The sequence below is a fragment of the Klebsiella sp. CN_Kp100 genome (assembly GCF_040065315.1).
GTDB lineage: Bacteria > Pseudomonadota > Gammaproteobacteria > Enterobacterales > Enterobacteriaceae > Klebsiella > Klebsiella oxytoca.
The window spans coordinates 1-25,998 of the sequence record NZ_JBEAIJ010000049.1 but is presented as its reverse complement, the minus strand read 5'-3'; the positions used below and the strand labels follow the sequence as shown (position 1 = coordinate 25,998).

The 25,998-nt window shown below is 55.0% G+C and carries 25 protein-coding genes and 2 tRNA genes; 21 read left to right on the top strand and 6 right to left on the bottom strand.

What is annotated here, in order from left to right:
* Positions 1 to 54 precede the first annotated feature (54 nt).
* The 4 genes from folP (at position 55) to ABLV12_RS22360 (ending at position 2,893) form a co-directional block, all read left to right on the top strand.
* Positions 55 to 903, top strand: a complete 849-nt coding sequence (gene folP / locus ABLV12_RS22375; RefSeq protein WP_004106106.1) for a dihydropteroate synthase — start codon at positions 55 to 57, stop codon at positions 901 to 903.
* The gene (gene glmM, locus ABLV12_RS22370; RefSeq protein WP_004106105.1) at positions 896 to 2,233 is read left to right on the top strand and encodes a phosphoglucosamine mutase; all 1,338 of its coding nucleotides are present in this window, start codon (positions 896 to 898) and stop codon (positions 2,231 to 2,233) included. Before folP ends, glmM begins: the two co-directional genes overlap by 8 nt.
* Before the next feature lie 229 nt (positions 2,234 to 2,462).
* Positions 2,463 to 2,792 carry a preprotein translocase subunit SecG gene (secG, locus tag ABLV12_RS22365; protein WP_004106103.1) on the top strand — a complete coding sequence of 110 codons (330 nt, stop codon included), beginning with the start codon at positions 2,463 to 2,465 and terminating at the stop codon, positions 2,790 to 2,792.
* 14 nt (positions 2,793 to 2,806) lie between these two features.
* Positions 2,807 to 2,893: transfer RNA gene (locus tag ABLV12_RS22360), tRNA-Leu, on the top strand.
* A gap of 154 nt (positions 2,894 to 3,047) precedes the next feature.
* Here ABLV12_RS22360 and argG read toward each other — a convergent pair.
* Complete coding sequence (argG, locus tag ABLV12_RS22355) at positions 3,048 to 4,391, bottom strand: argininosuccinate synthase (protein WP_004106101.1); 1,344 nt, start codon at positions 4,389 to 4,391, stop codon at positions 3,048 to 3,050.
* 307 nt (positions 4,392 to 4,698) lie between these two features.
* Between argG and ABLV12_RS22350 the strand changes: the two genes are divergently transcribed.
* From ABLV12_RS22350 to mtr, 12 genes are all read left to right on the top strand, one after another.
* Positions 4,699 to 4,775, top strand: a tRNA-Met gene (locus tag ABLV12_RS22350).
* 206 nt (positions 4,776 to 4,981) lie between these two features.
* Positions 4,982 to 5,434, top strand: coding sequence for a ribosome maturation factor RimP (gene rimP / locus ABLV12_RS22345; RefSeq protein ID WP_004125659.1), 453 nt, complete (start codon positions 4,982 to 4,984; stop codon positions 5,432 to 5,434).
* A 27-nt stretch (positions 5,435 to 5,461) separates the two neighbouring features.
* Positions 5,462 to 6,949 (top strand): transcription termination factor NusA, encoded by a 1,488-nt coding sequence (gene nusA, locus ABLV12_RS22340; RefSeq protein WP_004106094.1) that lies wholly within the window; start codon positions 5,462 to 5,464, stop codon positions 6,947 to 6,949.
* A gap of 24 nt (positions 6,950 to 6,973) precedes the next feature.
* Positions 6,974 to 9,664: a translation initiation factor IF-2 gene (gene infB, locus ABLV12_RS22335; protein ID WP_004106093.1), complete on the top strand. Its 2,691-nt coding sequence runs from the start codon at positions 6,974 to 6,976 to the stop codon at positions 9,662 to 9,664.
* Positions 9,665 to 9,755: 91 nt separating this feature from the next.
* A complete protein-coding gene (rbfA, locus tag ABLV12_RS22330) occupies positions 9,756 to 10,157 on the top strand; it encodes a 30S ribosome-binding factor RbfA (RefSeq protein ID WP_004106092.1) in 402 nt (133 codons plus the stop codon).
* Positions 10,157 to 11,101, top strand: coding sequence for a tRNA pseudouridine(55) synthase TruB (truB, locus tag ABLV12_RS22325; protein WP_004106091.1), 945 nt, complete (start codon positions 10,157 to 10,159; stop codon positions 11,099 to 11,101). Before rbfA ends, truB begins: the two co-directional genes overlap by 1 nt.
* Before the next feature lie 147 nt (positions 11,102 to 11,248).
* Positions 11,249 to 11,518, top strand: a complete 270-nt coding sequence (gene rpsO, locus ABLV12_RS22320; RefSeq protein WP_004106090.1) for a 30S ribosomal protein S15 — start codon at positions 11,249 to 11,251, stop codon at positions 11,516 to 11,518.
* Positions 11,519 to 11,759: 241 nt separating this feature from the next.
* Positions 11,760 to 13,898 (top strand): polyribonucleotide nucleotidyltransferase, encoded by a 2,139-nt coding sequence (pnp, locus tag ABLV12_RS22315; RefSeq protein WP_004106089.1) that lies wholly within the window; start codon positions 11,760 to 11,762, stop codon positions 13,896 to 13,898.
* 107 nt (positions 13,899 to 14,005) lie between these two features.
* Positions 14,006 to 14,890, top strand: a complete 885-nt coding sequence (gene nlpI, locus ABLV12_RS22310) for a lipoprotein NlpI (RefSeq protein WP_004106088.1) — start codon at positions 14,006 to 14,008, stop codon at positions 14,888 to 14,890.
* 100 nt (positions 14,891 to 14,990) lie between these two features.
* On the top strand, positions 14,991 to 15,071 hold the full coding sequence (gene yrbN / locus ABLV12_RS22305) for a protein YrbN (RefSeq protein WP_085903200.1): 81 nt from the start codon (positions 14,991 to 14,993) through the stop codon (positions 15,069 to 15,071).
* The gene (locus ABLV12_RS22300) at positions 15,064 to 17,016 is read left to right on the top strand and encodes a DEAD/DEAH family ATP-dependent RNA helicase (RefSeq protein ID WP_016809829.1); all 1,953 of its coding nucleotides are present in this window, start codon (positions 15,064 to 15,066) and stop codon (positions 17,014 to 17,016) included. The genes yrbN and ABLV12_RS22300 overlap by 8 nt, the downstream gene beginning before the upstream one ends.
* Before the next feature lie 144 nt (positions 17,017 to 17,160).
* The gene (mtr, locus tag ABLV12_RS22295) at positions 17,161 to 18,405 is read left to right on the top strand and encodes a tryptophan permease (protein ID WP_017145353.1); all 1,245 of its coding nucleotides are present in this window, start codon (positions 17,161 to 17,163) and stop codon (positions 18,403 to 18,405) included.
* 32 nt (positions 18,406 to 18,437) lie between these two features.
* On the opposite strand, the gene ABLV12_RS22290 is transcribed toward mtr, so the two are convergent.
* From ABLV12_RS22290 to ABLV12_RS22280, 3 genes are all read right to left on the bottom strand, one after another.
* Positions 18,438 to 19,445 (bottom strand): LLM class flavin-dependent oxidoreductase, encoded by a 1,008-nt coding sequence (locus ABLV12_RS22290; protein ID WP_032729219.1) that lies wholly within the window; start codon positions 19,443 to 19,445, stop codon positions 18,438 to 18,440.
* A gap of 143 nt (positions 19,446 to 19,588) precedes the next feature.
* Positions 19,589 to 20,467: a U32 family peptidase gene (locus ABLV12_RS22285; protein WP_004106060.1), complete on the bottom strand. Its 879-nt coding sequence runs from the start codon at positions 20,465 to 20,467 to the stop codon at positions 19,589 to 19,591.
* An 8-nt stretch (positions 20,468 to 20,475) separates the two neighbouring features.
* Positions 20,476 to 21,471, bottom strand: a complete 996-nt coding sequence (locus ABLV12_RS22280; protein WP_004106058.1) for a peptidase U32 family protein — start codon at positions 21,469 to 21,471, stop codon at positions 20,476 to 20,478.
* A gap of 221 nt (positions 21,472 to 21,692) precedes the next feature.
* Here ABLV12_RS22280 and ABLV12_RS22275 point away from each other — a divergent pair, with 221 nt between their 5' ends.
* Both ABLV12_RS22275 and ABLV12_RS22270 read left to right on the top strand, forming a co-directional pair.
* Positions 21,693 to 22,217: an SCP2 domain-containing protein gene (locus tag ABLV12_RS22275; RefSeq protein ID WP_064397200.1), complete on the top strand. Its 525-nt coding sequence runs from the start codon at positions 21,693 to 21,695 to the stop codon at positions 22,215 to 22,217.
* Positions 22,211 to 22,714: an N-acetyltransferase gene (locus ABLV12_RS22270; protein WP_049591511.1), complete on the top strand. Its 504-nt coding sequence runs from the start codon at positions 22,211 to 22,213 to the stop codon at positions 22,712 to 22,714. The genes ABLV12_RS22275 and ABLV12_RS22270 overlap by 7 nt, the downstream gene beginning before the upstream one ends.
* On the opposite strand, the gene ABLV12_RS22265 is transcribed toward ABLV12_RS22270, so the two are convergent.
* Positions 22,701 to 22,985: a GIY-YIG nuclease family protein gene (locus ABLV12_RS22265; RefSeq protein ID WP_004115802.1), complete on the bottom strand. Its 285-nt coding sequence runs from the start codon at positions 22,983 to 22,985 to the stop codon at positions 22,701 to 22,703. The genes ABLV12_RS22270 and ABLV12_RS22265 overlap by 14 nt on opposite strands.
* 55 nt (positions 22,986 to 23,040) lie before the next feature.
* On the opposite strand from ABLV12_RS22265, the gene ABLV12_RS22260 reads away from it, so the two are divergent.
* Positions 23,041 to 23,484: a YhbP family protein gene (locus tag ABLV12_RS22260; RefSeq protein ID WP_064397198.1), complete on the top strand. Its 444-nt coding sequence runs from the start codon at positions 23,041 to 23,043 to the stop codon at positions 23,482 to 23,484.
* Here the strand turns inward: ABLV12_RS22260 and ABLV12_RS22255 are convergent.
* Complete coding sequence (locus ABLV12_RS22255) at positions 23,464 to 23,982, bottom strand: type 1 glutamine amidotransferase domain-containing protein (protein WP_348867361.1); 519 nt, start codon at positions 23,980 to 23,982, stop codon at positions 23,464 to 23,466. The genes ABLV12_RS22260 and ABLV12_RS22255 overlap by 21 nt on opposite strands.
* A 128-nt stretch (positions 23,983 to 24,110) precedes the next feature.
* On the opposite strand from ABLV12_RS22255, the gene ABLV12_RS22250 reads away from it, so the two are divergent.
* Both ABLV12_RS22250 and ABLV12_RS22245 read left to right on the top strand, forming a co-directional pair.
* Positions 24,111 to 24,761 (top strand): NAD(P)H-binding protein, encoded by a 651-nt coding sequence (locus tag ABLV12_RS22250; RefSeq protein ID WP_004106052.1) that lies wholly within the window; start codon positions 24,111 to 24,113, stop codon positions 24,759 to 24,761.
* Between the two features lie 69 nt (positions 24,762 to 24,830).
* Entirely contained in the window at positions 24,831 to 25,871 is a 1,041-nt protein-coding gene (locus tag ABLV12_RS22245) for a permease (RefSeq protein ID WP_325905510.1), read from the top strand.
* The last annotated feature ends 127 nt before the right edge of the window (positions 25,872 to 25,998 follow it).

Genomic DNA, 25,998 nt, shown 5'->3' with positions numbered 1-25,998 from the left:
CGTTTGCTCCGGGGTTTTTCTTTTTCAATCTTTCTCTGACTCAGGGACATAGCGATGAAACTTGAAGCCCAGGGTTCAACCCTCGATCTCTCCCACCCCCATGTAATGGGAATTCTTAACGTCACCCCGGATTCGTTCTCTGACGGCGGGACTCACAATACGCTGGTAGAAGCCGTTAAACATGCCAATCTGATGATTAATGCCGGAGCGACTATTATTGATATCGGTGGGGAATCGACGCGCCCGGGGGCCGCAGATGTCAGCGTTGAGGAAGAGCTCGCTCGAGTCATTCCGACGGTAGAGGCCATTGCCCAGCGCTTCGAAGTGTGGATCTCCGTTGATACCTCTAAACCGGAGGTGATTCGTGAATCAGCGCGCGTGGGGGCGCATATCATCAATGATATCCGTTCGTTAACCGAGCCGGGAGCGCTGGAGGCTGCGGCGGAAACCGGCTTGCCGGTGTGCCTGATGCATATGCAGGGCCAGCCCAAGACCATGCAGGATGCCCCTAAATACGCGGATGTCTTTGCTGACGTTGAACGCTTTTTTGTCGAACATATTGTGCGCTGCGAGCGGGCCGGTATCGCAAAAGATAAATTGCTGCTCGACCCGGGATTCGGTTTCGGTAAAAATCTTTCCCATAATTATGAACTGCTTGCCCGACTCAGCGAGTTCCATCATTTCGGTCTTCCGCTACTGGTCGGTATGTCGCGTAAGTCGATGGTAGGCCAGTTGCTTAATGTCGGGCCGAAAGAACGCCTGAATGGCAGCCTGGCTTGCGCAGTCATTGCTGCAATGCAGGGCGCGCAGATTATTCGCGTCCATGATGTCAAAGAAACGGTAGAAGCGCTGCGTGTGGTGGAAGCTACCCTGGCCGCTAAGGAAAATAAACGTTATGAGTAACCGCAAATATTTTGGTACTGATGGTATCCGTGGCCGCGTAGGCGATGCGCCAATAACGCCAGAATTTGTCTTAAAGCTGGGCTGGGCGGCTGGAAAGGTGCTGGCGCGCCACGGTTCGCGCAAGATTATTATCGGTAAAGATACCCGTATTTCAGGCTATATGCTGGAGTCCGCGCTGGAGGCTGGCCTGGCTGCCGCAGGGTTATCCGCTTCTTTCACCGGCCCAATGCCAACGCCGGCAATTGCCTATCTGACGCGAACCTTCCGCGCGGAGGCCGGAATTGTGATCTCCGCTTCGCATAATCCGTTCTATGATAACGGTATTAAATTCTTCTCTATCGAAGGGACTAAGCTCCCGGATGAAGTTGAAGAAGCCATTGAAGCCGAAATGGAGAAAGAGCTGACCTGCGTTGATTCCGCCGAGCTGGGCAAAGCCAGCCGTATCGTCGACGCGGCTGGTCGCTATATCGAGTTTTGCAAAGGCACCTTTCCGAACGAGCTGAGCCTCAACTCCTTGAAAGTGGTGGTCGATTGCGCTCACGGCGCGACTTACCATATCGCCCCGAGTGTTTTCCGCGAGCTGGGCGCTCAGGTGATCGCCATGGGCTGTGAGCCTGATGGACTCAACATCAATGAAGAAGTCGGAGCGACGGATGTTCGTGCTCTGCAGGCGCGCGTGCTGGAGGAAAAAGCCGACCTGGGTATTGCCTACGATGGCGATGGCGATCGGGTCATAATGGTGGACCATGAAGGCAATAAAGTCGACGGTGATCAGATCCTCTACATCATAGCTCGCGAGGGTCTGCGCCAGGGGCAACTGCGTGGCGGCGCCGTCGGGACGCTCATGAGCAACATGGGGCTTGAACTGGCGCTCAAACAGCTGGGTATTCCTTTCGTTCGCGCGAAGGTAGGTGACCGTTATGTGCTGGAAAAACTGCAGGAGAAAGGCTGGCGCATCGGTGCCGAAAACTCCGGCCATGTGATCCTGCTGGACAAAACCACCACGGGGGATGGGATTGTCGCCAGCCTGCAGGTGGTGGCGGCGATGGTGCGTAACCATATGAGCCTGCACGATCTGTGTAGCGGAATGAAAATGTTCCCGCAGCTGCTGGTTAATGTCCGCTTTACCGAAGGTAGCGGTAACCCGCTGGAACATGAACACGTAAAAGCGGTCACGGCAGAAGTGGAGGCCGAGCTGGGCAATCGTGGCCGCGTCCTGCTGCGTAAATCAGGCACCGAGCCGCTGATTCGCGTTATGGTGGAAGGCGAGCATGAAGAAAAGGTGCACGAGTTCGCCCATCGTATCGCTGATGCCGTAAAAAGCGTGTAATTTGTCTGGCTAAGTAATTAAAAAGGCGACGCTTGCCGCCTTTTTAATCGACAAAAAATCGCTTTTTGCTGTTTTTTTCCGCACTTGATACAATGCGTTGAAATTGCCCTTGCGAAGGTCATTCGCTTTGGTTAGTATTCACACCCGCTTCAGTGGGAAACGTTAATACGTCCCGCTTTATTGGTCGAAGCACTTGGTATGCGGCGAATCCGCAAGGAACAGGTTGATTATGTACGAAGCTCTTTTAGTTGTTTTCCTTATTGTGGCAATTGGCCTTGTTGGTCTGATTATGCTGCAGCAAGGTAAAGGCGCTGATATGGGAGCCTCCTTCGGAGCAGGCGCTTCCGGCACTCTGTTTGGATCCAGCGGTTCTGGTAACTTCATGACCCGCATGACTGGTATCCTGGCTGCGCTGTTCTTCATCATCAGTCTGGCGCTGGGCAATATCAACAGCAACAAGACCAACAAAGGAAGTGAGTGGGATAACCTGAGCGCTCCGAAAACCGAGCAAACTCAGCCGACAGCTCCGGCACAGCCGAGCAGCGACATCCCGCACTGATAAGTAGTATCCGTACCGAGGTGGTGGAATTGGTAGACACGCTACCTTGAGGTGGTAGTGCCCTAACGGGCTTGTGGGTTCGAGTCCCATCCTCGGTACCAATTTCCTGAAAAAAGACGCTGAAAAGCGTCTTTTTTTTCGTCCAGAGAAAAGTGCGCAGTCGCATAAGCGGCTGATATTCCTCTTCAGTTGGGGGCGGGATTTCACAGCATAAAAAAGGCCGCTTGCGCGGCCTTTACTGTTTTCTCAGGGATGTTACTTAGCTTTATTTTCCAGGTTTTCCACCTGCGGCAAGCCGGTGGCGGAAGAGGCAGTCAGCAGTCCGGACTGAGCGTAGCCAAACAGCTTATCGCGGGTATCGGTGATATCCAGATTGCGCATTGTCAGCTGGCCGATACGGTCCTCAGCGGAGAACATTGAGTCGCCTTTTTCCATGGTCAGGCGTTCTGCTTTATAGGTCAGATTATCTGACACGGTATTCAGGATGGAATAGTCGTTGCCGCGACGCAGTTCAAGGGTCACTTCGCCGGTGATTTGGCTGGCCACCCAGCGCTGCAGGCCGTCGCGCAGCATCAGAGCCTGTGAGTCGAACCAGCGCCCCTGATACAGCAGACGACCCAGCTGACGACCGTGTGCGTGATATTGTTCGATGGTATCTTCATTATGAATACCGGTCAGCAGACGCTCATAGGCAATATGCAGCAGCGCCATCCCGGGGGCTTCATAAATGCCGCGGCTCTTCGCTTCGATGATACGGTTTTCGATCTGATCGCTCATGCCGAGTCCATGGCGGCCGCCGATGCGATTAGCTTCCAGCATCAGCTCAACGTCATCGCTAAAGGTCTGTCCATTCAGCGCAACCGGGTGGCCTTGTTCAAAGCGGACGGTGACTTCTTCCGCAGGAATTTTGACGCTTTCATCCCAGAACTTCACGCCCATAATTGGGTTCACAATCTTGACGCTGGAGTTCAGGAACTCAAGATCTTTAGCCTCGTGCGTAGCTCCCAGCATATTGGAGTCGGTTGAGTAGGCTTTTTCAACGGACATTTTATAGTCAAACCCGCAGGAAATCATAAATTCTGACATTTCCTGGCGGCCGCCTAACTCGTCGATAAAGTCGCTATCCAGCCACGGTTTGTAAATTTTCAGCTCTGCGTTGGTCAGCAGGCCGTAACGATAGAAACGTTCGATATCGTTGCCTTTATAGGTACTGCCGTCGCCCCAGATGTTAACGCCGTCTTCTTTCATCGCGGCAACCAGCATAGTACCGGTCACTGCGCGGCCCAGCGGAGTGGTATTAAAGTAGGTCAACCCGCCGGTGGTGTTATGAAACGCGCCGCACTGGATTGCAGCAATACCTTCCGCAACCAGCTGCTTACGGCAGTCGATCAGACGAGCTCCTTCAGCACCATACTCTTTGGCACGACGAGGAATGGCTTCGTAATCGTCTTCGTCTGGCTGTCCCAGGTTAGCGGTATATGCATAAGGGACTGCTCCCTTTTTACGCATCCACAGCAGCGCGGCGCTGGTATCCAGCCCACCAGAAAAAGCAATACCAATACGTTGTCCTACCGGGAGATGCTTGAGAATCGTCGTCATAAAATAAAACCCTGCTAGAGAGACTGTGGTGAGTTTGACTCAACAATCTTTATTGCATTTTTATGCATTAATTGTGAGTTTTCATTTAATCATCTTTTGCTGGTGACAGGAAGAGGCGAAACCGCTTTTTACCAAAAAACCCTGAAATACCAGCACGAACCGAAACCCGCTATGTGAAATTCATGTTGACAAAATATATGAAGTATCAATACAATTCACTACGATTTTATGTCCCGTCTCTCGGTACCAAATCCCAGCAGTATTTGCGTCTTTTGCTCAAAACGAGTAAAATATGCCACGTTTCAGGCGCGGGGTGGAGCAGCCTGGTAGCTCGTCGGGCTCATAACCCGAAGGTCGTCGGTTCAAATCCGGCCCCCGCAACCACTTTCCCATTAAGTACTTTTTCAAATATACTGTGAGGACCGGGTCCTTCGTAGACGAATTTGAAAGAATTCTTCTGGAAAGTGTTCCAGATCGCAGTTGCGATCTCAGGGTTCAGTTATCTAAAGCCCCGATTTATCGGGGTTTTTTGTTATCTGACTTCAGAATAACTGGGCTATACGCCCTTTTTTTATGTCTTGGGGGTGGGTTTGTCCACATTAGAGCAAAAATTAACAGAGATGCTCACAGCGCCAGTTGAAGCGCTTGGCTTTGAGCTGGTCGGCATCGAATTTATTCGCGGTCGCACATCCACACTGCGCATCTATATTGATAGTGAAGATGGCATCAATGTTGATGATTGTGCTGATGTGAGTCACCAGGTCAGTGCTGTTATGGACGTAGAAGACCCGATTACAGTCGCTTATAACCTGGAAGTTTCTTCCCCTGGTCTCGATCGTCCTATGTTTACCGCCGAACACTATGAGCGTTTCATCGGCGAAGAAGTTTCGCTGGTTTTGCGCATGGCGGTACAGAACCGACGCAAATGGCAGGGCCTTATCAAAGCGGTAGACGGTGAGATGATCACGGTAACCGTCGAAGGCAAAGATGAAGTGTTCGCGCTGAGTAACATCCAGAAGGCGAACCTGGTTCCCCACTTTTAACAGTCTGGATTGAGGTGAAAGGCCCCGATGAACAAAGAAATTTTGGCTGTTGTTGAAGCCGTTTCCAACGAAAAGGCGCTGCCGCGTGAGAAAATTTTCGAAGCGTTGGAAAGTGCGTTAGCAACGGCTACTAAGAAAAAATATGAACAAGAGATCGACGTTCGCGTAGAAATCGATCGTAAAAGCGGTGATTTCGACACATTCCGTCGCTGGCTGGTTGTGGAAGAAGTCACCCAGCCGACGCGCGAAATCACGCTGGAAGCTGCGCGTTTCGAAGATGAAAGCATGAATCCTGGCGATTACGTCGAAGACCAGATTGAATCTGTCACCTTTGACCGTATCACTACGCAGACTGCGAAGCAGGTTATCGTACAAAAAGTACGTGAAGCCGAACGCGCAATGGTCGTTGATCAGTTCCGTGAGCACGAAGGTGAAATTATCACGGGCGTAGTGAAGAAAGTGAATCGCGACAACATTACGCTGGATCTGGGCAACAACGCTGAAGCCGTGATCCTGCGTGAAGACATGCTGCCGCGTGAAAACTTCCGTCCGGGTGACCGTATCCGCGGCGTACTGTACGCAGTCCGTCCGGAAGCGCGTGGCGCGCAGCTGTTCGTGACGCGTTCCAAGCCGGAAATGCTGATTGAACTGTTCCGCATTGAAGTTCCGGAAATTGGTGAAGAAGTTCTCGAAATTAAAGCGGCGGCTCGCGATCCTGGCTCTCGTGCCAAAATCGCGGTTAAAACCAACGATAAGCGCATCGATCCGGTGGGTGCCTGCGTCGGTATGCGCGGCGCGCGCGTTCAGGCGGTCTCGACTGAACTGGGCGGCGAGCGTATTGATATCGTGCTGTGGGACGATAACCCGGCGCAATTTGTCATTAACGCCATGGCTCCGGCTGACGTCGCCTCTATCGTGGTAGATGAAGACAAGCACACCATGGATATCGCAGTCGAAGCGGGCAACCTGGCGCAGGCCATTGGCCGTAACGGTCAGAACGTCCGTCTGGCGTCTCAGCTGAGCGGCTGGGAACTGAACGTCATGACCGTTGATGACCTCCAGGCTAAGCATCAGGCTGAAGCCCATGCAGCGATTGATACCTTCACTAAATATCTTGATATTGATGAAGATTTCGCCACGCTGCTGGTTGAAGAAGGTTTCGCCACTCTGGAAGAACTGGCCTATGTGCCAATGAAAGAACTGCTGGAAATTGACGGTCTGGATGAACCGACCGTTGAAGCACTTCGTGAGCGGGCGAAAAACGCGCTGACCACGCTGGCGCTGGCCAAAGAAGAGAGCCTGGGAGACAGCAAACCTGCCGACGATCTGTTGAATCTGGAAGGTATGGATCGCACCCTGGCATTCACCCTGGCCGCCCGTGGTGTTTGTACGCTGGAAGATCTCGCCGAGCAGGGCATTGATGATCTGGCTGATATCGAAGGCTTGACCGACGAGAAAGCCGGAGAACTTATCATGGCCGCTCGTAATATTTGTTGGTTCGGCGACGAAGCGTAATAAACTGTAGCAGGAAGGAACAGCATGACAGATGTGACCATTAAAGCGCTGGCCTCAGAGATTCAGACCTCTGTGGATCGCCTGATACAGCAATTTGCTGATGCAGGGATCCGCAAATCGGCTGATGATTCTGTGACCGCGCAAGAGAAGCAAACCTTGTTGACGCACCTGAACCGTGAACACGGCTCAGCGCCCGACAAGCTGACGCTGCAGCGCAAAACGCGCAGCACGTTAAATATTCCGGGTACCGGTGGAAAGAGTAAGTCGGTACAAATCGAAGTCCGCAAGAAACGCACCTTTGTGAAACGCGATCCGCAAGAGGCCGAACGCCTTGCCGCGGAAGAGCAGGCGCAGCGTGAAGCGGAAGAGCAAGCCCGTCGTGAGGCAGAAGAAGCTGCCAAACGCGAGGCGCAATTAAAAGCTGAACGTGAGGCCGCAGAACAAGCGAAACGTGAACTCGCCGATAAAGCGAAACGTGAAGCCGCGGAAAAAGACAAAGTGAGCAATCAACAAACCGACGATATGACCAAAACCGCCCAGGCTGAAAAGCAACGCCGCGAAAACGAAGCTGCGGAGCTGAAGCGCAAATCGGAAGAAGAAGCACGCCGCAAACTTGAAGAAGAAGCGCGCCGTGTAGCGGAAGAAGCACGCCGTATGGCTCAAGAAAACGAAAAGAACTGGACTGAAGCGCCAGAAACGCCTGAAGAGACCACTGACTATCACGTAACAACTTCTCAGCATGCGCGTCAGGCTGAAGACGATAACGATCGTGAAGTTGAAGGCGGTCGCGGCCGTGGACGTAATGCGAAAGCAGCGCGTCCGGCTAAGAAAGGCAACAAACACGCTGAATCGAAAGCCGATCGTGAAGAAGCCCGTGCGGCCGTTCGCGGCGGTAAAGGTGGTAAACATCGTAAGGGTTCGGCTCTGCAGCAAGGCTTCCAGAAGCCGGCTCAGGCGGTTAACCGTGATGTTATCATCGGTGAAACCATCACCGTTGGCGATCTGGCCAACAAGATGGCCGTTAAAGGCTCTCAGGTCATCAAAGCGATGATGAAGCTGGGCGCGATGGCGACGATTAACCAGGTCATCGACCAGGAAACCGCACAGCTGGTTGCCGAAGAGATGGGCCACAAAGTTATCCTGCGTCGTGAAAACGAGCTGGAAGAAGCGGTAATGAGCGACCGTGACACCGGCGCTGCGGCGGAACCGCGCGCACCGGTTGTGACTATCATGGGTCACGTTGACCACGGTAAAACCTCTCTGCTGGACTACATTCGTTCAACGAAAGTGGCCTCTGGCGAAGCGGGCGGCATTACCCAGCATATCGGTGCGTACCACGTCGAAACCGACAACGGTATGATCACCTTCCTGGATACCCCGGGCCACGCCGCGTTCACCTCTATGCGTGCTCGTGGTGCTCAGGCGACGGATATCGTGGTTCTGGTTGTGGCCGCAGACGACGGCGTGATGCCGCAGACCATCGAAGCTATTCAGCACGCGAAAGCGGCGGGTGTGCCGGTCGTGGTTGCGGTGAACAAAATCGATAAGCCGGAAGCGGATCCGGATCGCGTTAAAAACGAACTGTCCCAGTACGGCATTCTGCCGGAAGAGTGGGGCGGTGAAAGCCAGTTCGTTCACGTGTCTGCTAAAGCGGGTACCGGCATCGACGAACTGCTGGACGCAATCCTGCTGCAGGCTGAAGTTCTGGAGCTGAAAGCGGTTCGTAAAGGTATGGCGAGCGGCGCGGTTATCGAATCCTTCCTGGATAAAGGTCGTGGTCCGGTTGCTACCGTTCTGGTACGCGAAGGTACGCTGCACAAGGGTGACATCGTTCTGTGCGGTTTCGAATATGGTCGCGTTCGTGCGATGCGTAACGAACTGGGTCAGGAAGTGCTGGAAGCGGGTCCATCCATTCCGGTGGAAATCCTCGGCCTGTCAGGCGTACCGGCTGCCGGTGACGAAGTGACCGTCGTTCGTGACGAGAAGAAAGCACGTGAAGTTGCGCTGTATCGTCAGGGTAAATTCCGTGAAGTTAAGCTGGCTCGTCAGCAGAAATCTAAACTTGAGAACATGTTCGCCAACATGACCGAAGGCGAAGTTCACGAAGTGAACATCGTCCTCAAAGCGGACGTGCAGGGTTCTGTGGAAGCGATCTCCGACTCCTTGCTGAAACTGTCTACTGACGAAGTGAAAGTGAAGATTATCGGTTCCGGCGTAGGTGGTATCACCGAAACCGACGCAACCCTGGCCGCTGCCTCCAACGCGATTCTGGTTGGCTTTAACGTTCGTGCTGATGCATCCGCACGTAAAGTTATCGACGCGGAAAGCCTGGATCTGCGCTACTACTCCGTCATCTATCATCTGATCGACGAAGTGAAAGCAGCGATGAGCGGCATGCTGTCTCCGGAACTGAAACAGCAGATCATTGGTCTGGCCGAAGTCCGTGATGTGTTCAAATCGCCGAAATTCGGCGCCATCGCAGGCTGTATGGTTACTGAAGGTACGATTAAGCGTCATAACCCAATCCGCGTACTGCGCGACAACGTGGTTATCTATGAAGGCGAGCTGGAATCCCTGCGCCGCTTCAAAGATGACGTTAACGAAGTTCGTAACGGCATGGAGTGTGGTATCGGCGTTAAGAACTACAACGACGTTCGCGTTGGCGATATGATCGAAGTGTTCGAAATCATCGAGATTCAACGTACCATCGATTAATCGTTTAGTAGGCCGGGGAAGCGCAGCGCCACCCGGTTATACAAAATTAAAGGGGGCCGCGTGGCCCCCTTATTTGTCTGGAGAATTTATTATGGCGAAAGAATTTGGTCGCCCGCAGCGCGTGGCTCAGGAGATGCAAAAAGAGATCGCAATCATCCTGCAGCGCGAAATTAAAGACCCGCGTCTGGGCATGATGACCACGGTTTCAGGCGTCGAGATGTCCCGCGACCTGGCCTATGCCAAAGTGTTTGTGACCTTCCTGAACGACAAAGACGAAGCCGCCGTGAAAGCGGGCATCAAGGCTTTGCAGGAAGCGTCTGGTTTTATTCGCTCGCTGCTGGGCAAAGCAATGCGCCTGCGTATCGTGCCGGAATTGACCTTCTTCTACGACAATTCATTAGTCGAAGGAATGCGCATGTCGAACCTGGTGACCAGCGTGGTGAAACATGACGATGAGCGTCGTGTGAACCCGGACGACAGTAAGGAGGACTAATGAGTCGTCCTCGTCGTCGCGGTCGCGACGTGCACGGCGTACTGTTGCTGGATAAACCGCAAGGCGCATCCAGCAACGACGTGCTGCAGAAAGTTAAACGACTTTATAATGCTAACCGGGCAGGGCATACGGGAGCGCTGGATCCGCTGGCGACCGGCATGTTGCCGATTTGCCTCGGGGAAGCGACAAAGTTTTCCCAGTATCTGCTCGATTCTGACAAGCGCTACCGCGTGATTGCTAAACTTGGCCAGCGCACCGATACCTCTGATGCCGACGGCCAGGTGGTGGAAGAACGTCCGCTGACTTTTAGTCCTGAGCAGCTGGCAGCCGCGCTCGATGGCTTTCGTGGTGAAACCCAGCAGGTGCCGTCGATGTATTCGGCGCTGAAATACCAGGGGAAAAAACTGTACGAATATGCCCGTCAGGGGATTGAAGTACCGCGTGAATCCCGGCCGATTACGGTTTACGAGCTGCTGTTTATCCGCCATGAGGGGACGGAGCTTGAGCTGGAAATTCACTGCTCCAAAGGCACCTACATTCGCACGATTATTGATGATTTAGGCGAGAAACTTGGATGCGGCGCGCACGTCACTTTCCTGCGTCGCCTGGCGGTCAGTAAATATCCCGTCGAACGGATGGTGACGCTGGAGCAGCTGCAGGCGCTGGTTGAACAAGCCAATGCGCAGGATATTCCCGCAGCCCAGCTGTTGGACCCGCTGTTGATGCCGATGGACAGCCCGGCTTCGGATTACCCGCTGGTGAATATTCCGGAAACCTCCGCCATCTACTTTAAAAACGGTAATCCGGTGCGGACATCGGGTGCGCCGCTGCAGGGGCTGGTTCGCGTCACTGAAGGTGATGACGAGAAGTTTCTTGGCATGGGGGAAATCGATGATGAAGGCCGCGTGGCGCCTCGTCGTCTGGTGGTTGAATACCCTGCCTGAGCGCTTTCCTTGCGATAAAAGGCTGCTGCGAGTAGAATATCGCCGCTTAACGTCCGCCAAAGTGTTTTAACATTTGCGAGCGTTATATCAGGGGTTGCTGAATTAGAGATCGGCACCCTTTCTTTCTTTTAATTTTGGAGTTCGAAAATGTCTCTAAGCGTTGAAGCTAAAGCAAAAATCGTTTCTGAGTTCGGTCGTGGCGAAAACGACAGCGGTTCTACTGAAGTTCAGGTTGCACTGCTGACTGCACAGATCAACCACCTGCAGGGTCACTTTGCAGAGCACAAAAAAGATCACCACAGCCGTCGTGGTCTGCTGCGCATGGTTTCTCAGCGTCGTAAACTGCTCGACTACCTGAAACGTAAAGATGTTGCACGTTACTCTTCGCTGATCGAGCGTCTGGGTCTGCGTCGCTAATTCTGCGAGTTTCAGAAGAAGGGGCCTCACGGCCCCTTTTTTCGACCGGGCGGCAGCAATTCATTAAAAACTCATGTATTGTTGCTATTAATGATCTTCATGCAGAGGTTCGCGCGGCTAATGAGAGGCTTGACTCGCAGGGGCGGGTAAAGGTTGTCATTAGTCGCGAGGATGCAGAAGATCGGGTCATACGATGTCTTATCGTGGATTTGACATCATCTATAGATAAAAGGATAGAATTTTGCTTAATCCGATCGTTCGTAAATTCCAGTACGGCCAACATACCGTAACGCTGGAGACCGGCATGATGGCGCGCCAGGCAACTGCCGCCGTTATGGTTAGCATGGATGACACCGCGGTATTCGTTACCGTAGTCGGCCAGAAAAAAGCGAAGCCAGGCCAGGATTTCTTCCCGCTGACCGTTAACTATCAGGAGCGTACTTACGCTGCTGGTAAAATCCCGGGTGGTTTCTTCCGTCGTGAAGGCCGTCCGAGCGAAGGCGAAACCCTGATTGCGCGTCTGATTGACCGCCCGGTTCGCCCGCTGTTCCCGGAAGGCTTCGTTAACGAAGTTCAGGTTATTGCGACCGTCGTTTCCGTTAACCCACAGGTTAACCCGGATATCGTCGCGATGATCGGCGCTTCCGCTGCGCTGTCTCTGTCCGGTATTCCGTTTAACGGCCCAATTGGCGCCGCGCGCGTGGGTTATATTAATGACCAGTACGTGCTGAACCCGACCCAGGAAGAGCTGAAGTCCAGCAAACTGGATCTGGTTGTTGCGGGTACCGAAGCCGCAGTACTGATGGTTGAATCCGAAGCTGAACTGCTGAGCGAAGACCAGATGCTGGGCGCGGTCGTGTTTGGTCACGACCAGCAGCAGGTTGTTATTCAGAACATCAACGACCTGGTGAAAGAAGCCGGTAAACCGCGTTGGGACTGGCAGCCGGAAGTGGTTGATGCCGCGCTGAACGCGCGCGTCGCTGCGCTGGCTGAATCTCGCCTGAGCGATGCGTACCGTATCACCGACAAACAGGAGCGTTATGCTCAGGTTGACGTGATCAAATCCGAAACTATCGCGACCCTGGTTGCGGAAGATGAAACCCTGGACGCTAACGAACTGGGCGAAATCCTGCACGCAATCGAGAAAAACGTGGTGCGTAGCCGCGTACTGGCCGGTGAGCCGCGTATCGATGGTCGTGAAAAAGATATGATTCGTGGTCTGGACGTTCGTACCGGCGTTCTGCCGCGTACCCACGGTTCAGCACTGTTTACCCGTGGTGAAACTCAGGCGCTGGTTACCGCGACCCTGGGCACCGCACGTGACGCGCAGAACATCGATGAGCTGATGGGCGAGCGTACCGACTCCTTCCTGTTCCACTATAACTTCCCTCCGTACTCCGTAGGCGAAACGGGAATGGTCGGCTCTCCGAAGCGTCGTGAAATCGGTCACGGTCGTCTGGCTAAGCGCGGCGTACTGGCCGTGATGCCGACTATCGAAGAGTTCCCGTACACCGTACGCGTGGTTTCTGAAATCACCGAATCGAACGGTTCCTCCTCCATGGCTTCCGTTTGTGGCGCTTCTCTGGCGCTGATGGACGCAGGTGTGCCGGTGAAAGCCGCCGTTGCGGGTATCGCAATGGGTCTGGTGAAAGAAGGCGACAACTTCGTCGTACTGTCTGACATTCTGGGCGATGAAGATCACCTGGGCGATATGGACTTCAAAGTTGCGGGTTCCCGTGAAGGTATCTCTGCTCTGCAGATGGATATCAAAATTGAAGGTATCACCAAAGAGATCATGCAGGTTGCTCTGAACCAGGCTAAGGGTGCGCGTCTGCACATCCTGGGCGTGATGGAACAGGCGATTAACGCGCCGCGCGGCGATATCTCTGAGTTCGCACCGCGTATTCACACGATCAAGATCAGCCCGGACAAAATTAAAGACGTTATCGGTAAAGGCGGCTCCGTTATTCGCGCGCTTACCGAAGAAACCGGCACCACTATCGAAATCGAAGATGACGGTACCGTCAAAATCGCAGCAACCGATGGCGACAAAGCGCAGCATGCGATTCGTCGTATCGAAGAGATCACCGCTGAGATCGAAGTTGGCCGTATCTATAACGGTAAAGTGACCCGCATCGTTGACTTTGGCGCATTCGTTGCCATTGGCGGCGGTAAAGAGGGTCTGGTTCACATCTCTCAGATCGCCGACAAGCGCGTTGAGAAAGTGACCGACTATCTGCAGATGGGTCAGGAAGTGCCGGTTAAGGTTCTGGAAGTTGACCGTCAGGGCCGTGTCCGTCTGAGCATCAAAGAAGCAACTGAACAAACTCAGCCTGCGGCTGCGCCGGAAGCTCCGGCTGCCGAACAGCAGGGCGAGTAAGGTTGCCGTTTGCCCTCCGCATTGCGGAGGGCGCATTGCGGGCAGGAAGCCCTGTTTGCAGCCGGGGAACTGGACGTTCATCCAATCGTTGTCTTCGGGAGTGGGAAATGAAGCCTTTTTTGCGCTGGTGTTTCGTGGCGACAGCTCTCACGCTGGCAGGATGCAGCAACTCTGCCTGGCGTAAGGACGCAGTCCTCGCGGTGCCATTGCAACCGACTTTGCAGCAGGAAGTGATTCTGGCGCGCATGGAACAAATTCTTGCCAGTCGGGCTTTAACCGATGACGAACGCGCACAGCTTTTATATGAGCGCGGAGTGTTGTATGATAGTCTCGGTCTGAGGGCATTAGCGCGAAATGATTTTTCACAAGCGCTGGCAATCCGACCGGATATGCCTGAAGTATTCAATTACTTAGGCATTTATTTAACGCAGGCAGGCAATTTTGATGCTGCCTATGAAGCGTTTGATTCTGTACTTGAGCTTGATCCAACTTACAACTACGCGCACTTAAATCGCGGCATCGCTCTGTATTACGGCGGTCGTGCTAAGTTAGCGCAAGATGATCTGCTGGCGTTTTATCAAGACGATCCCAATGATCCTTTCCGAAGCCTGTGGCTTTATCTCGCTGAGCGTCAGCTCGATGAGAAGCGGGCGCTTGAAGCACTGAGACAGCGCTTAAACAAGTCGGACAAAGAACAATGGGGATGGAACATTGTCGGGTTCTACCTTGGCGACATTAGCGAAAAAGAGCTAATGGACCGTCTGAAGGCAGACGCAACGGATAACACCTCGCTCGCTGAGCATCTCAGTGAAACCAACTTCTATTTAGGTAAGTACTACCTAAGTCTGGGGGACAAGGACAGCGCTACGGCACTGTTCAAACTGGCGGTCGCAAACAACGTTCATAACTACGTTGAGCACCGATACGCATTGTTGGAATTATCGCTCCTGGGCCAGGAGCAAGATGACCTGGCAGAATCGGACCAGCAATAGCTGACGAACACATCAGCCCTTTTTTGATTGCCATCACCTTAGCGGGTGAGGGCGTTGTTGTTCGTTAATACACCTACTTTGAGCCGGTTCACACTTTTCAATGAAAATTACCGTAAATTTTCACGATGAGTTATGTAGACTGGCCGCCATTAATTTTGAGGCACACGTACTACATGGCTGAATTCGAAACCACATTTGCAGATCTGGGCCTGAAGGCTCCCATCCTTGAAGCGCTTAACGATCTGGGTTACGAAAAACCATCTCCGATCCAGGCTGAGTGCATTCCGCATCTGCTGGGCGGCCGCGACGTTCTGGGTATGGCCCAGACGGGTAGCGGTAAAACCGCAGCGTTCTCTTTACCGCTGCTGAACAACATTGATCCTGAGCTGAGAGCACCGCAGATTCTGGTGCTGGCGCCGACCCGCGAACTGGCGGTTCAGGTTGCTGAAGCAATGACGGAGTTCTCTAAACATATGCGCGGCGTAAACGTGGTTGCCCTGTACGGCGGCCAGCGTTATGACGTGCAGCTGCGCGCACTGCGTCAGGGGCCGCAAATCGTTGTCGGTACCCCGGGTCGTCTGCTGGACCACCTGAAACGCGGTACGCTGGATCTCTCTAAACTGAGCGGTCTGGTACTGGATGAAGCTGACGAAATGCTGCGCATGGGCTTCATCGAAGACGTAGAAACCATTATGGCGCAGATCCCGGAGGGTCATCAGACCGCTCTGTTCTCTGCCACCATGCCGGAAGCGATTCGTCGTATTACCCGCCGCTTTATGAAAGAGCCGCAGGAAGTACGCATCCAGTCCAGCGTCACGACTCGCCCGGACATCAGCCAGAGCTACTGGACTGCTTACGGTATGCGTAAAAACGAAGCGCTGGTGCGTTTCCTGGAAGCGGAAGATTTTGATGCGGCGATTATCTTCGTTCGTACCAAAAATGCGACCCTGGAAGTGGCCGAAGCGCTGGAGCGTAGCGGCTATAGCAGCGCTGCGCTGAACGGCGACATGAACCAGTCCCTGCGTGAGCAGACTCTGGAGCGTCTGAAAGACGGTCGTCTGGATATCCTGATTGCAACCGACGTTGCGGCTCGTGGCCTGGACGTTGAGCGTATTAGCCTGGTGGTTAACTACGATATCCCGATGGATTCCGAGTCTTACGTTCACCGTATCGGCCGTACCGGTCGTGCGGGTCGCGCTGGCCGCGCGCTGCTGTTCGTTGAGAACCGCGAGCGTCGTCTGCTGCGCAATATCGAACGTACGATGAAGCTGACCATTCCGGAAGTTGAACTGCCGAACGCAGAGCTGCTGGGCAAACGTCGCCTGGAAAAATTTGCCGCGAAAGTTCAGCAGCAGCTGGAAAGCAGCGATCTGGATCAGTACCGCGCGCTGCTGGCGAAAATCCAGCCGTCTGCCGAAGGCGAAGAACTGGACGTGGAAACGCTGGCCGCAGCGCTGCTGAAAATGGCGCAGGGCGAACGTCCGCTGATCCTGCCGCCGGATGCGCCTATGCGTCCTAAGCGCGAGTTCCGCGACCGTGACGATCGTTTCGAACGTCGTGGCGACCGTAACGATCGTGGCCCGCGCGGCGATCGCGGTGGCGAAGATCGTCCGAAGCGTGAGCGTCGTGACGTTGGCGATATGGAACTGTACCGCATTGAAGTGGGCCGTGATGACGGCGTTGAAGTTCGTCATATCGTTGGCGCCATCGCGAACGAAGGCGATATCAGCAGCCGTTACATTGGTAACATCAAGCTGTTTGGTTCTCACTCCACCATCGAACTGCCGAAAGGCATGCCGGGCGAAGTGCTGCAGCACTTTACGCGTACTCGCATCCTGAACAAGCCGATGAACATGCAGTTGCTGGGCGATGCTCAGCCGCGCCCTGAGCGCAGCGGCGAACGTCGTGGCGGCGGTGAGCGTCGTGAAGGCGGCCGTAGCTTCGGCGGCGGTGAACGTCGTGAAGGTCGTGGTTTCGGCGGTGAGCGTCGCGAAGGCGGCCGTGGTGAAGGTCGCCGTTTCAGCGGTGAACGTCGCGAAGGTGGCCGCGCGCCGCGCCGCGATGATGCTTCAGCGCCGCGTCGTGACGACTCCGCAGGTCGTCGTCGTTTCGGTGGCGATGCATAATTAGCGCTTTCCGCTAACGTAAAGTAAACGATACAGCCCCGATCTTAACGATTGGGGCTTTTTTTATTTCCTTTGTACTCGTGTACTGGTACAGTGCGTCACGTTGATAACAAAAAAAGTATTTTCGACTGGAGATTTCGGCAAATGGCGACACTTACCACTACGGCAACCCGACCGTCCTTATTTGGCGGCGTAGTGATTATCGGCGGGACAATTATTGGCGCGGGCATGTTTTCGCTGCCGGTTGTAATGTCCGGCGCATGGTTCTTCTGGTCTCTGGCGGCGCTGGTTTTTACCTGGTTTTGTATGCTGCATTCCGGGTTGATGATCCTCGAAGCGAACCTGAATTATCGGATTGGTTCGAGCTTCGATACCATTACTAAAGATCTGCTCGGTAAAGGCTGGAATCTGGTTAACGGCGTGTCGATCGCCTTTGTACTTTATATTCTGACTTACGCCTATATCTCCGCCAGCGGCTCGATCCTGCACCATACGTTTAGCGAAATGTCGCTGAACGTACCGGCAAGAGCGGCTGGTTTTGGTTTTGCGCTACTGGTGGCGTTTATCGTCTGGTTGAGCACCAAAGCGGTGAGCCGCATGACGGCCATTGTGCTGGGAGCTAAGGTCATTACCTTCTTTCTGACATTTGGCAGCCTGTTGGGACACGTCCAGCCGACCACGCTGTTTAACGTGGCTGAACAAAATGCCTCGTATATGCCCTATCTGCTGATGACGCTGCCGTTCTGTCTCGCATCTTTCGGCTATCATGGCAACGTGCCGAGCCTGATGAAGTACTACGGCAAAGATCCGCGCACAATCGTGAAATGCCTGGTTTACGGTACGCTGCTGGCGCTGGGTCTGTACGTGGTGTGGCTGCTGGTGACGATGGGCAATATCCCACGCCCTGAATTTATCGGTATCGCGCAGAAGGGGGGCAATATAGATGTCCTGGTCCAGGCGCTCAGTGGAGTGCTGAACAGCCGGAGCCTGGATCTGCTGTTAGTCATCTTTTCGAACTTTGCCGTTGCCAGTTCATTCCTTGGCGTAACGCTAGGCCTGTTTGATTATCTGGCGGATCTGTTCGGCTTCGATGACTCCGCGCTGGGACGTTTTAAAACAGCGGTACTGACCTTCGTTCCGCCGATGGCGGGAGGCTTGCTGTGGCCGAACGGATTCCTCTATGCGATCGGCTATGCAGGTCTGGCCGCGACGATCTGGGCGGCAATTGTACCGGCGCTGCTGGCTCGCGCATCGCGTAAACGTTTTGGCAGCCCATTGTTTCGCGTTTGGGGTGGAAAGCCGATGATCGCTTTGGTGCTGCTGTTTGGGCTGGGTAACGTTATCGTGCATTTCCTGTCGAGCTTTAACGTATTACCCACCTATCAATAATTGAAAATGCGGCAAAAATGCCGCATTGCTCACTACCCGATCAGCTCTTCTTTCACCTGCATCGCCAAATCAAATGAATGCAGGCGCGCCTGATGATCGAAGATTTGGCCGTTAACCATGATCTCATCAGCCTGGGTCTCCCGTAGGATCGATGCCAGCCCGTGGCGGATTTTCGCTTTATCGCCGACCAGCGACATGCTCAGCGCCTGCTGAACGCCGTACTGCTCTGAAGCGGACCACAGCTGATGCATATTTTGCACCGGCGGCGGCAGCTGTCCGGTCTCGCCGCGGCGCAGTTTGACGAACGCCTGCTGCATGGACGTAAACAGAAATTCCGCATCTCTGTCGCTATCGGCGGCAATAATGTTAATGCATACCATCGCATACGGCTTCGCTAACCGTTCTGACGGCTGGAAGTGGGTGCGGTAGAGGTGCAGGGCCTGGAAGAGCATATCCGGCGCGAAGTGCGAGGCAAAGGCGAACGGCAGCCCCAGCTGCGCCGCCAGCTGAGCGCTGTAAAGGCTTGAGCCGAGCAGCCAGACAGGTATCTTCTCGCCATAGCCGGGAACCGGCCGTACGTGCGGATTAGGATCGCGGGCATCGAACCAGTCCACCAGCTCCGCGACATCGCGCGGGAAGTTATCAACATCGCCGCTCATATGGCGACGCAGCGCGCGCATGGTCGGCTGATCGCTACCCGGTGCGCGCCCAAGGCCGAGATCGATACGACCGGGGTAGAGCGTATTGAGCGTGCCGAACTGCTCGGCAATCACCAGCGGCGAATGGTTAGGCAGCATCACGCCGCCGGAGCCCAGATGCAGAGTGGTGGTATGGGCGGCAAGATAGCCAATCAGCACCGAGGTCGCGGCGCTGGCAATACCGACCATATTATGGTGCTCGGCCAGCCAGTAGCGATGATAACCGCGTTTTTCCGCCAGCTGCGCCAGATCTAAAGAGTGGGAGAAAGCTTCCTTTGCGGAAGATCCTTGCGGGATTGGCGCCAGGTCGAGCACCGAGAATGAAACAGATTTGTCAGTCATAAAGGCTCACTTTGCTACAGCATAGTCATCAGATTGAAGGTCTTCTTCCAGCCTGGCGCATCCGCGATACGCCTGCCAGAAAAGCTGCATCTTTAATAGTGCATTAAAAAGCAGCGATAGCCATTAACAAAGTGAGCGGTTAATCAGCTCTGCAGTTCCAGTCCGGCCAGCCGCCGCCAGTAGCCGTTGCAGTCGCTGTTCGCCGTCAGCGGTAGCGGCGCTGCGCCGTTCTCATTTGCCCGGAAGGCGTCCAGCATCGCAAAGGTCTCGATGCCCAGCGGCGACAGGCGGACCATATCCACCAGCCCGTGCATGGTGCTCAGCTCATTCCCGAGGTTATAGACGTAGCCGCTCATGGTCTGAATGCCGTTGAGGACGAATACCTGCTGGTTCTCTTGTGAGAGCACGTCGCGCCCGTTAGGATATTTAATGCAGCAGGTTTCGCACTCGTCTTTGGGTCGGTCTTCCGAACGGGCGGTAAAGCAGCGGGCGGAGTAGGCCAGCGGCAGATGGCCGTAGCTCAGCACCTCCACCTCAAACTGGTTGCGAATGCCCAGTTCGTCGCACTGGGTCAGCAAGTTCGCCAGCCAGTCGCGGGAAAGCTCGACCGGCATACACCAGCGCACCATACCTTGCTTAAGCAGCAGACGCAGGGTGACGGCGTTGTAGCAGTTGAGCGCATGGCCGGCGACGAACGGCAGTTTACGTTCCGCGCACAGGTTAACGACGCCGAGATCGCTGGCTTCAATCAGAAATTCGCCGTTATCGACATAGCGCTTCAGTTCGCCCAGTTCCGAAGACGCCTGCACCAGCGCGAGGGTGGAAAGCACTACCTGTTTGCCGCTTCCCGCCAGCGCTTTCGCCATCTCGATCCAGTCGCCGACTTTGGTGGCGCGGCGTTTGCTGCATACCGCTTCGCCGAGATAAATCGTGTCCGCGCTGCAGCTGGCTGCCTGCTGGTAAAAATCTTCCAGCGTCTCTTTTGGCCAGTAATAAAGCACCGGCCCTAATGAATATTTCATTGCTGTTCTCACTGCCATTTACGGTGATAGGCGCCAAGGGTGGTTTGCGTCCCTTCGGACATCGAACCGAGGGTCTCCATCCACGCGGACTGCGGCACGAAGTTTTGCGGATCGGCTTTGCAGCGATCGATCGCCTGACGCCAGACTTTCGCCACTTGGGTGACGTACGCCGGACTGCGCTGGCGGCCCTCGATTTTGACCGAGGCAATATTTGCCGCCATCAGCTCCGGCAGCAGCTCCAGGGTGTTCAGGCTGGTGGGCTCTTCCAGTGCGTGGTAGCGCTCGCCGTCGACCAGATACCGCCCTTTACAGAGGGTGGGATAGCCGGCATTTTCACCATCTCGATAGCGGTCAATCAGCACTTCGTTAAGGCGTGATTCCAGTCCCTGCGGCGTTTGCTGCCAGCGCACGAAGCGTGCCGGCGAACAGGCGCCGACGGTATTCGGTGATTCGCCGGTCAGATAAGAGGAAAGATAGCAGCGGCCTTCCGCCATAATGCACAGGCTGCCGAAGGCGAAGACCTCCAGCGGCACCGGCGTGGCGCGGGCCAGCTGTTTGACCTGGTGAATCGACAGTACGCGCGGCAGCACCACGCGGGCGACGTCAAAGTTGCGATGATAAAATTTTACCGCTTCTTCGTTAGTGGCCGAGGCCTGAACGGAAACGTGACGCTCGATGTGCGGATAGCGCTCGGCGGCATACTCCAGCATTGCGATATCGGCGAGGATCAGCGCGTCGGCGCCCAGCTGGGCCGCCATATCTACCGCGCGCTGCCAGCGGGCATAGCCATCAGGATGCGCGAAGGTATTGATGGCAATATGCAGTTTACGACGATGCTGGTGCACAAAGCTGACGGCTTCCTGCAGTTTCTTTTCGGTGAAATTAAGGCCGGCAAAGTGGCGGGCGTTGGTGTCATCTTTCAGCCCGATATAGACGGCATCGGCGCCGTTTTCGATGGCCGCCTTAAGCGCCGGAAGGTTACCGGCTGGGCAGAGCAGCTCCATAATTTTTCCTGAAAAACGCGGCCCGTCAGGGACGCTGGATGGTTAATGAGCTGGGATTTTAGTTAACCTTCTGGTGACAATTTTTGATTTGAGGCAGTTAAAAGCGTATTGGCGGGATCAATACCAGCGGCCCGACATTGTGATTTTGTTGATTTACGCCGCTATGTCGTTTATTTGATATGGCACAATAGAGGAACTATTGCATTCATGGAGTAAAGCTTGTGTTGGATAAACTGCGTTCCCAACTGGTTCACTTTGGCCCGTCGTTAATAAGCGTGCCGGTTAAGCTGGCGCCTTTTGCCCTCAAGCGCCAGGTGCTGGAACAAGTATTAAGCTGGCAGTTTCGCCAGGCGCTGGCGGATGGGGAGCTGGATTTTCTCGAGGGGCGCTGGTTAAGTATTCATGTGCGTGATATCGGCCTGCTGTGGTATACCTCGGTGATTAACGGCCGTCTGGTGGTCAGCCCGGCGGCAGAAGCGGACGTCAGCTTTAGCGCCGACGCCAGCGACCTGCTGATGATTGCGGCGCGCAAGCAGGATCCGGATACGTTGTTCTTCCAGCGTCGCCTGGTTATCGAAGGCGATACCGAGCTGGGTCTTTATGTAAAAAACCTGATGGATGCCATTGAGCTGGAGCAGATGCCCAAGGCGCTGCGTATTATGCTGCTGCAGCTGGCGGACTTTGTTGAAGCAGGCCTGAAAGGCCCGCAGAAACCTGAACAGACATCGGTAGGTGAGGCATGCTGATTCGAGTAGAAATTGGGATTGATGCACCGGGAATCGACGCGCTATTGCGTCGTACCTTCGGCAGCGATGCGGAAGCGCAGCTGGTGCACAGCCTACGTGAAGATGGCCTGATCACGCTGGGCGTGGTGGCGACGGATGACGAAGGTCAGGTCGTGGGCTATGCGGCCTTTAGCCCGGTTGCCGTTGAAGGCGAAGAGCTGCAGTGGGTTGGACTGGCTCCGCTGGCGGTCGATGAAAGCTACCGCGGTCAGGGCATCGGTCGTCAGCTGGTCTATGAAGGGCTCGATTCACTGAACGAGTTTGGCTATGCCGCTGTTGTCACCTTTGGCGATCCGGCGCTTTATGGTCGTCTGGGCTTTGAACCCGCAGCGCGTTTTAATCTGCACTGCCGTTGGCCGGATAGCGCGGATGCTTTCCAGGTTCACCGCCTGGCCGATAACGCCCTTGATGGCGTCAGCGGGCTGGTCGAATACAGCGACCACTTTAACCGCTTCTGAGGCTTTCCAGCAGCGCCTCAAACGAACCGTCTCCGGCAACGAGGCGCTCTTTCTGGCGCTTCGTTAGCTGCTTGATACGATACTCCAGTCGTAATGCTAGTGAGTGTTCACCAACTTCCTGGCTGAAGGCCAGCTGAAGCTCTCCCTTACCACGCAGCGCTTTCGCGCCTTTGCCGTCCTGGTGCTGGCAAAAGCGGCGTGAGACATCGGTAGTAATCCCGGTATAAAGGCGATTATCGGCGGTACGAATCAGATAGAGAAACCAGCACACGGTACAGAGGTCGCTATGTTAAGGTGTGAGCACCATAACATACTGGAGAGTAAAGATGGATACGCTCGCCGCTATCAGCCGTTGGCTGGGAAAGCAGCATGTCGTGACCTGGTGCGTCACCCGCGATGACGAGCTGTGGTGCGCCAATGCCTTTTACGTTTATGACCCGGAAAAGGTCGCCTTCTATTTGCTTAGCGATGAAAAAACGCGCCACGGCCAGATGACCGGGAAAGGCGCCAGGGTGGCCGGAACGGTAAACGGCCAGCCGAAGACCGTCGCCTTGATCCGCGGCGTCCAGTTTAAAGGCCAAATTCGCCGCCTGTCCGGGGAGGAAGAGGCGGCGATGCGTAAGCGTTACGTCAGCCGTTTTCCGGTTGCCCGCATGCTATCGGCTCCCGTCTGGGAGATTCTCCCCGATGAGCTTAAGTTCACCGATAACACGCTGGGTTTTGGTAAAAAGCTGCACTGGCTGCGTGAATCAGGCACCGAGCAGACGTAAAGCTTCTCGATTAAACGCCGGCAGGTCGTCCGGGGTTCTGCTGGTCACCAGCTGCTCGTTGTCGATAACCACTTCCTGATCGTAGAATTCGCCACCGGCGTTTTTCACGTCGACGATGATAGGCTTCACGGCCGTCAGCTTACGCCCGCGAATCACATCGGCGCTAATCAACAGCTGCGGACCGTGACAGATGGCGAATACCGGTTTGCCGCTGTTCACAAAATCGCGGGTGAAGGTGACAAAGCGTTCTTCTCCGCGCAGCGCGTCCGGTGAATAACCGCCCGGTAGCAGCAGAGCGTCGAAGTCGGCAGGGGTGACGTCATCAATGGCTTTATCGATAACGACTTCAGCTTCCCCTTTTTTCCCTTTTACCTTCTTCCCCGCCTGTTTTTCAATCGTCACGACCTCATGACCGGCCAGACGATAGGCGTCCGCGGGTGAGGTGAACTCCGAGTCTTCAAAGTCGTCGGTAATTAAAACGGCTATCTTCTTACTCATTCTTCCTCCAGTGTTTTGGTGTGGAATGAGGCATTTCCCTGATGATGATGGATAATTACCTCGTAGAGTATTAAGTCTGGAACATGAGGCTGGGATCGCAACATAGAAAAATCTGCAAAGGAGTTTCGATGAGTCAGGTACTGATAACGGGGGCAACCGGGTTAGTTGGCGGTCACTTACTTCGAATGCTACTCAACGCGCCGGGCGTTAAGTCCGTTGCCGCCCCGACGCGTCGGCCGCTGGCCGATATCTCCGGCGTCTTTAACCCCCACGATCCGCAGCTAACGGACGCCCTGGCGCAGGTTGTCGATCCGATAGATATCGTTTTCTGCTGTCTGGGGACTACCCGCCGGGAAGCGGGTAGCAAAGAGGCGTTTGTGCATGCCGATTATACGCTGGTCATTGATACCGCGCTGGTGGGAAAAAAGCTGGGCGCGCAGCATATGCTGGTCGTCAGCGCGATGGGGGCCAATGCGCATTCGCCCTTTTTCTATAATCGTGTAAAGGGTGAGATGGAAGAGGCGCTGATTGCGCAGCAGTGGCCGCGCCTGACCATTGCCCGCCCGTCAATGCTGATAGGCGAGCGCGAAAAAAAACGCGCCGGCGAAACGCTCTTTGCGCCGATTTTCAATCTGCTGCCGGGAAATCTGAAGTCAATAGAGGCGCGGGACGTGGCGAGCGCGCTACTCGCGGAGGCGCTATCGCCCACGCAGGAGGGCGTACAAATTCTCTCTTCGTCGCAGCTGCGCGAAAGGGCGGCACGCTCGGGGGATTACTGATTTCCAAAATTTCCCCGGAGGCGTAGTATTCATGTCCTCAATTTATCATGACACTCCCCGGGGAATGCTATGGCTGGTCAGTCTTCATCTCAGGCGGCATCACCGTTTCAATGGTGGAAGCCCGCGCTCTTTTTTCTCGTCGTTATCGTTGGTCTGTGGTTCGTTAAATGGCAACCCTACTATGGCAAAGCCTTCACCGCCGCAGAGACGCACAGTATCGGCAAATCCATCCTTGCTAACAGTAACGCTAATCCTTTCGCTGCGGCCTGGGATTACGCCCTGGTCTATTTCCTGGCCGTATGGAAAGCGGCGGTCCTGGGCGTACTGCTGGGTTCGCTGATTCAGGTGCTGATCCCGCGTGACTGGCTGCTGCGCACGCTGGGGCAGGCGCGTTTTCGCGGTACGCTGCTGGGAACCGTATTCTCTCTGCCGGGCATGATGTGCACCTGCTGCGCCGCGCCGGTGGCGGCAGGAATGCGTAAACAGCAGGCCTCGATGGGCGGCGCGCTGGCGTTCTGGCTGGGCAATCCGCTGCTCAATCCGGCGACGCTGGTGTTTATGGGCTTTGTGCTGGGCTGGCAGTTTGCGCTGGTGCGCCTGCTGGCTGGGCTAGCGACGGTGCTGGTGGTCGCAACGCTGGTGCAGAAATGGGTAAAAGAGGCGGCGACGCAGCCGGTTTCGATGCCTGAACAGCCGGTTGCAACCGTGCAGGACGGTTTCTTTAGCCGCTGGCTGCGCGCGCTCTGGACGCTGTTCTGGAACACTATCCCGGTTTATATTCTGGCGGTGCTGGTGCTGGGAGCCGCGCGGGTGTGGTTATTCCCTCATGCCGATGGGGTGGTAGATAACACGCTGTTCTGGGTGATTGCTATGGCGATTGCCGGCTGCCTGTTTGTTATTCCGACGGCGGCGGAGATTCCGATAGTGCAGACGATGATGCTGGCAGGTATGGGCGTGGCGCCCGCGCTGGCGCTGCTGATTACGCTGCCTGCTGTCAGCGTACCGTCACTGATTATGCTGCGGAAAGCGTTTCCGGCGAAGGCGCTGTGGCTGACCGGCGGGCTGGTGGCGCTGTGTGGCGCGGTGGTTGGCGGGCTGGCTTTAATCTGATGACTTTCCCGGAGGCGGCGCTGCGCGCCTGTCCGGGCTACTTGCTGATGACCTTCCCGGAGGCGGCGCTGTGCGCCTGTCCGTATATGGACACCTCCCGTTATGCAAGCCATCTCTGCATTTTGTG

Excerpts from the sequence above, each read along its gene's own strand:
- folP (WP_004106106.1), top strand. The coding sequence starts at position 55 with ATGAAACTTGAAGCCCAGGGTTCAACCCTCGATCTCTCCCACCCCCAT.
- glmM (WP_004106105.1), top strand. The coding sequence starts at position 896 with ATGAGTAACCGCAAATATTTTGGTACTGATGGTATCCGTGGCCGCGTA.
- secG (WP_004106103.1), top strand. The coding sequence starts at position 2,463 with ATGTACGAAGCTCTTTTAGTTGTTTTCCTTATTGTGGCAATTGGCCTT.
- argG (WP_004106101.1), bottom strand. The coding sequence starts at position 4,391 with ATGACGACGATTCTCAAGCATCTCCCGGTAGGACAACGTATTGGTATT.
- nusA (WP_004106094.1), top strand. The coding sequence starts at position 5,462 with ATGAACAAAGAAATTTTGGCTGTTGTTGAAGCCGTTTCCAACGAAAAG.
- infB (WP_004106093.1), top strand. The coding sequence starts at position 6,974 with ATGACAGATGTGACCATTAAAGCGCTGGCCTCAGAGATTCAGACCTCT.
- rbfA (WP_004106092.1), top strand. The coding sequence starts at position 9,756 with ATGGCGAAAGAATTTGGTCGCCCGCAGCGCGTGGCTCAGGAGATGCAA.
- truB (WP_004106091.1), top strand. The coding sequence starts at position 10,157 with ATGAGTCGTCCTCGTCGTCGCGGTCGCGACGTGCACGGCGTACTGTTG.
- rpsO (WP_004106090.1), top strand. The coding sequence starts at position 11,249 with ATGTCTCTAAGCGTTGAAGCTAAAGCAAAAATCGTTTCTGAGTTCGGT.
- nlpI (WP_004106088.1), top strand. The coding sequence starts at position 14,006 with ATGAAGCCTTTTTTGCGCTGGTGTTTCGTGGCGACAGCTCTCACGCTG.
- yrbN (WP_085903200.1), top strand. The coding sequence starts at position 14,991 with ATGAAAATTACCGTAAATTTTCACGATGAGTTATGTAGACTGGCCGCC.
- ABLV12_RS22300 (WP_016809829.1), top strand. The coding sequence starts at position 15,064 with ATGGCTGAATTCGAAACCACATTTGCAGATCTGGGCCTGAAGGCTCCC.
- mtr (WP_017145353.1), top strand. The coding sequence starts at position 17,161 with ATGGCGACACTTACCACTACGGCAACCCGACCGTCCTTATTTGGCGGC.
- ABLV12_RS22290 (WP_032729219.1), bottom strand. The coding sequence starts at position 19,445 with ATGACTGACAAATCTGTTTCATTCTCGGTGCTCGACCTGGCGCCAATC.
- ABLV12_RS22285 (WP_004106060.1), bottom strand. The coding sequence starts at position 20,467 with ATGAAATATTCATTAGGGCCGGTGCTTTATTACTGGCCAAAAGAGACG.
- ABLV12_RS22280 (WP_004106058.1), bottom strand. The coding sequence starts at position 21,471 with ATGGAGCTGCTCTGCCCAGCCGGTAACCTTCCGGCGCTTAAGGCGGCC.
- ABLV12_RS22270 (WP_049591511.1), top strand. The coding sequence starts at position 22,211 with ATGCTGATTCGAGTAGAAATTGGGATTGATGCACCGGGAATCGACGCG.
- ABLV12_RS22260 (WP_064397198.1), top strand. The coding sequence starts at position 23,041 with ATGGATACGCTCGCCGCTATCAGCCGTTGGCTGGGAAAGCAGCATGTC.
- ABLV12_RS22255 (WP_348867361.1), bottom strand. The coding sequence starts at position 23,982 with ATGAGTAAGAAGATAGCCGTTTTAATTACCGACGACTTTGAAGACTCG.
- ABLV12_RS22250 (WP_004106052.1), top strand. The coding sequence starts at position 24,111 with ATGAGTCAGGTACTGATAACGGGGGCAACCGGGTTAGTTGGCGGTCAC.
- ABLV12_RS22245 (WP_325905510.1), top strand. The coding sequence starts at position 24,831 with ATGGCTGGTCAGTCTTCATCTCAGGCGGCATCACCGTTTCAATGGTGG.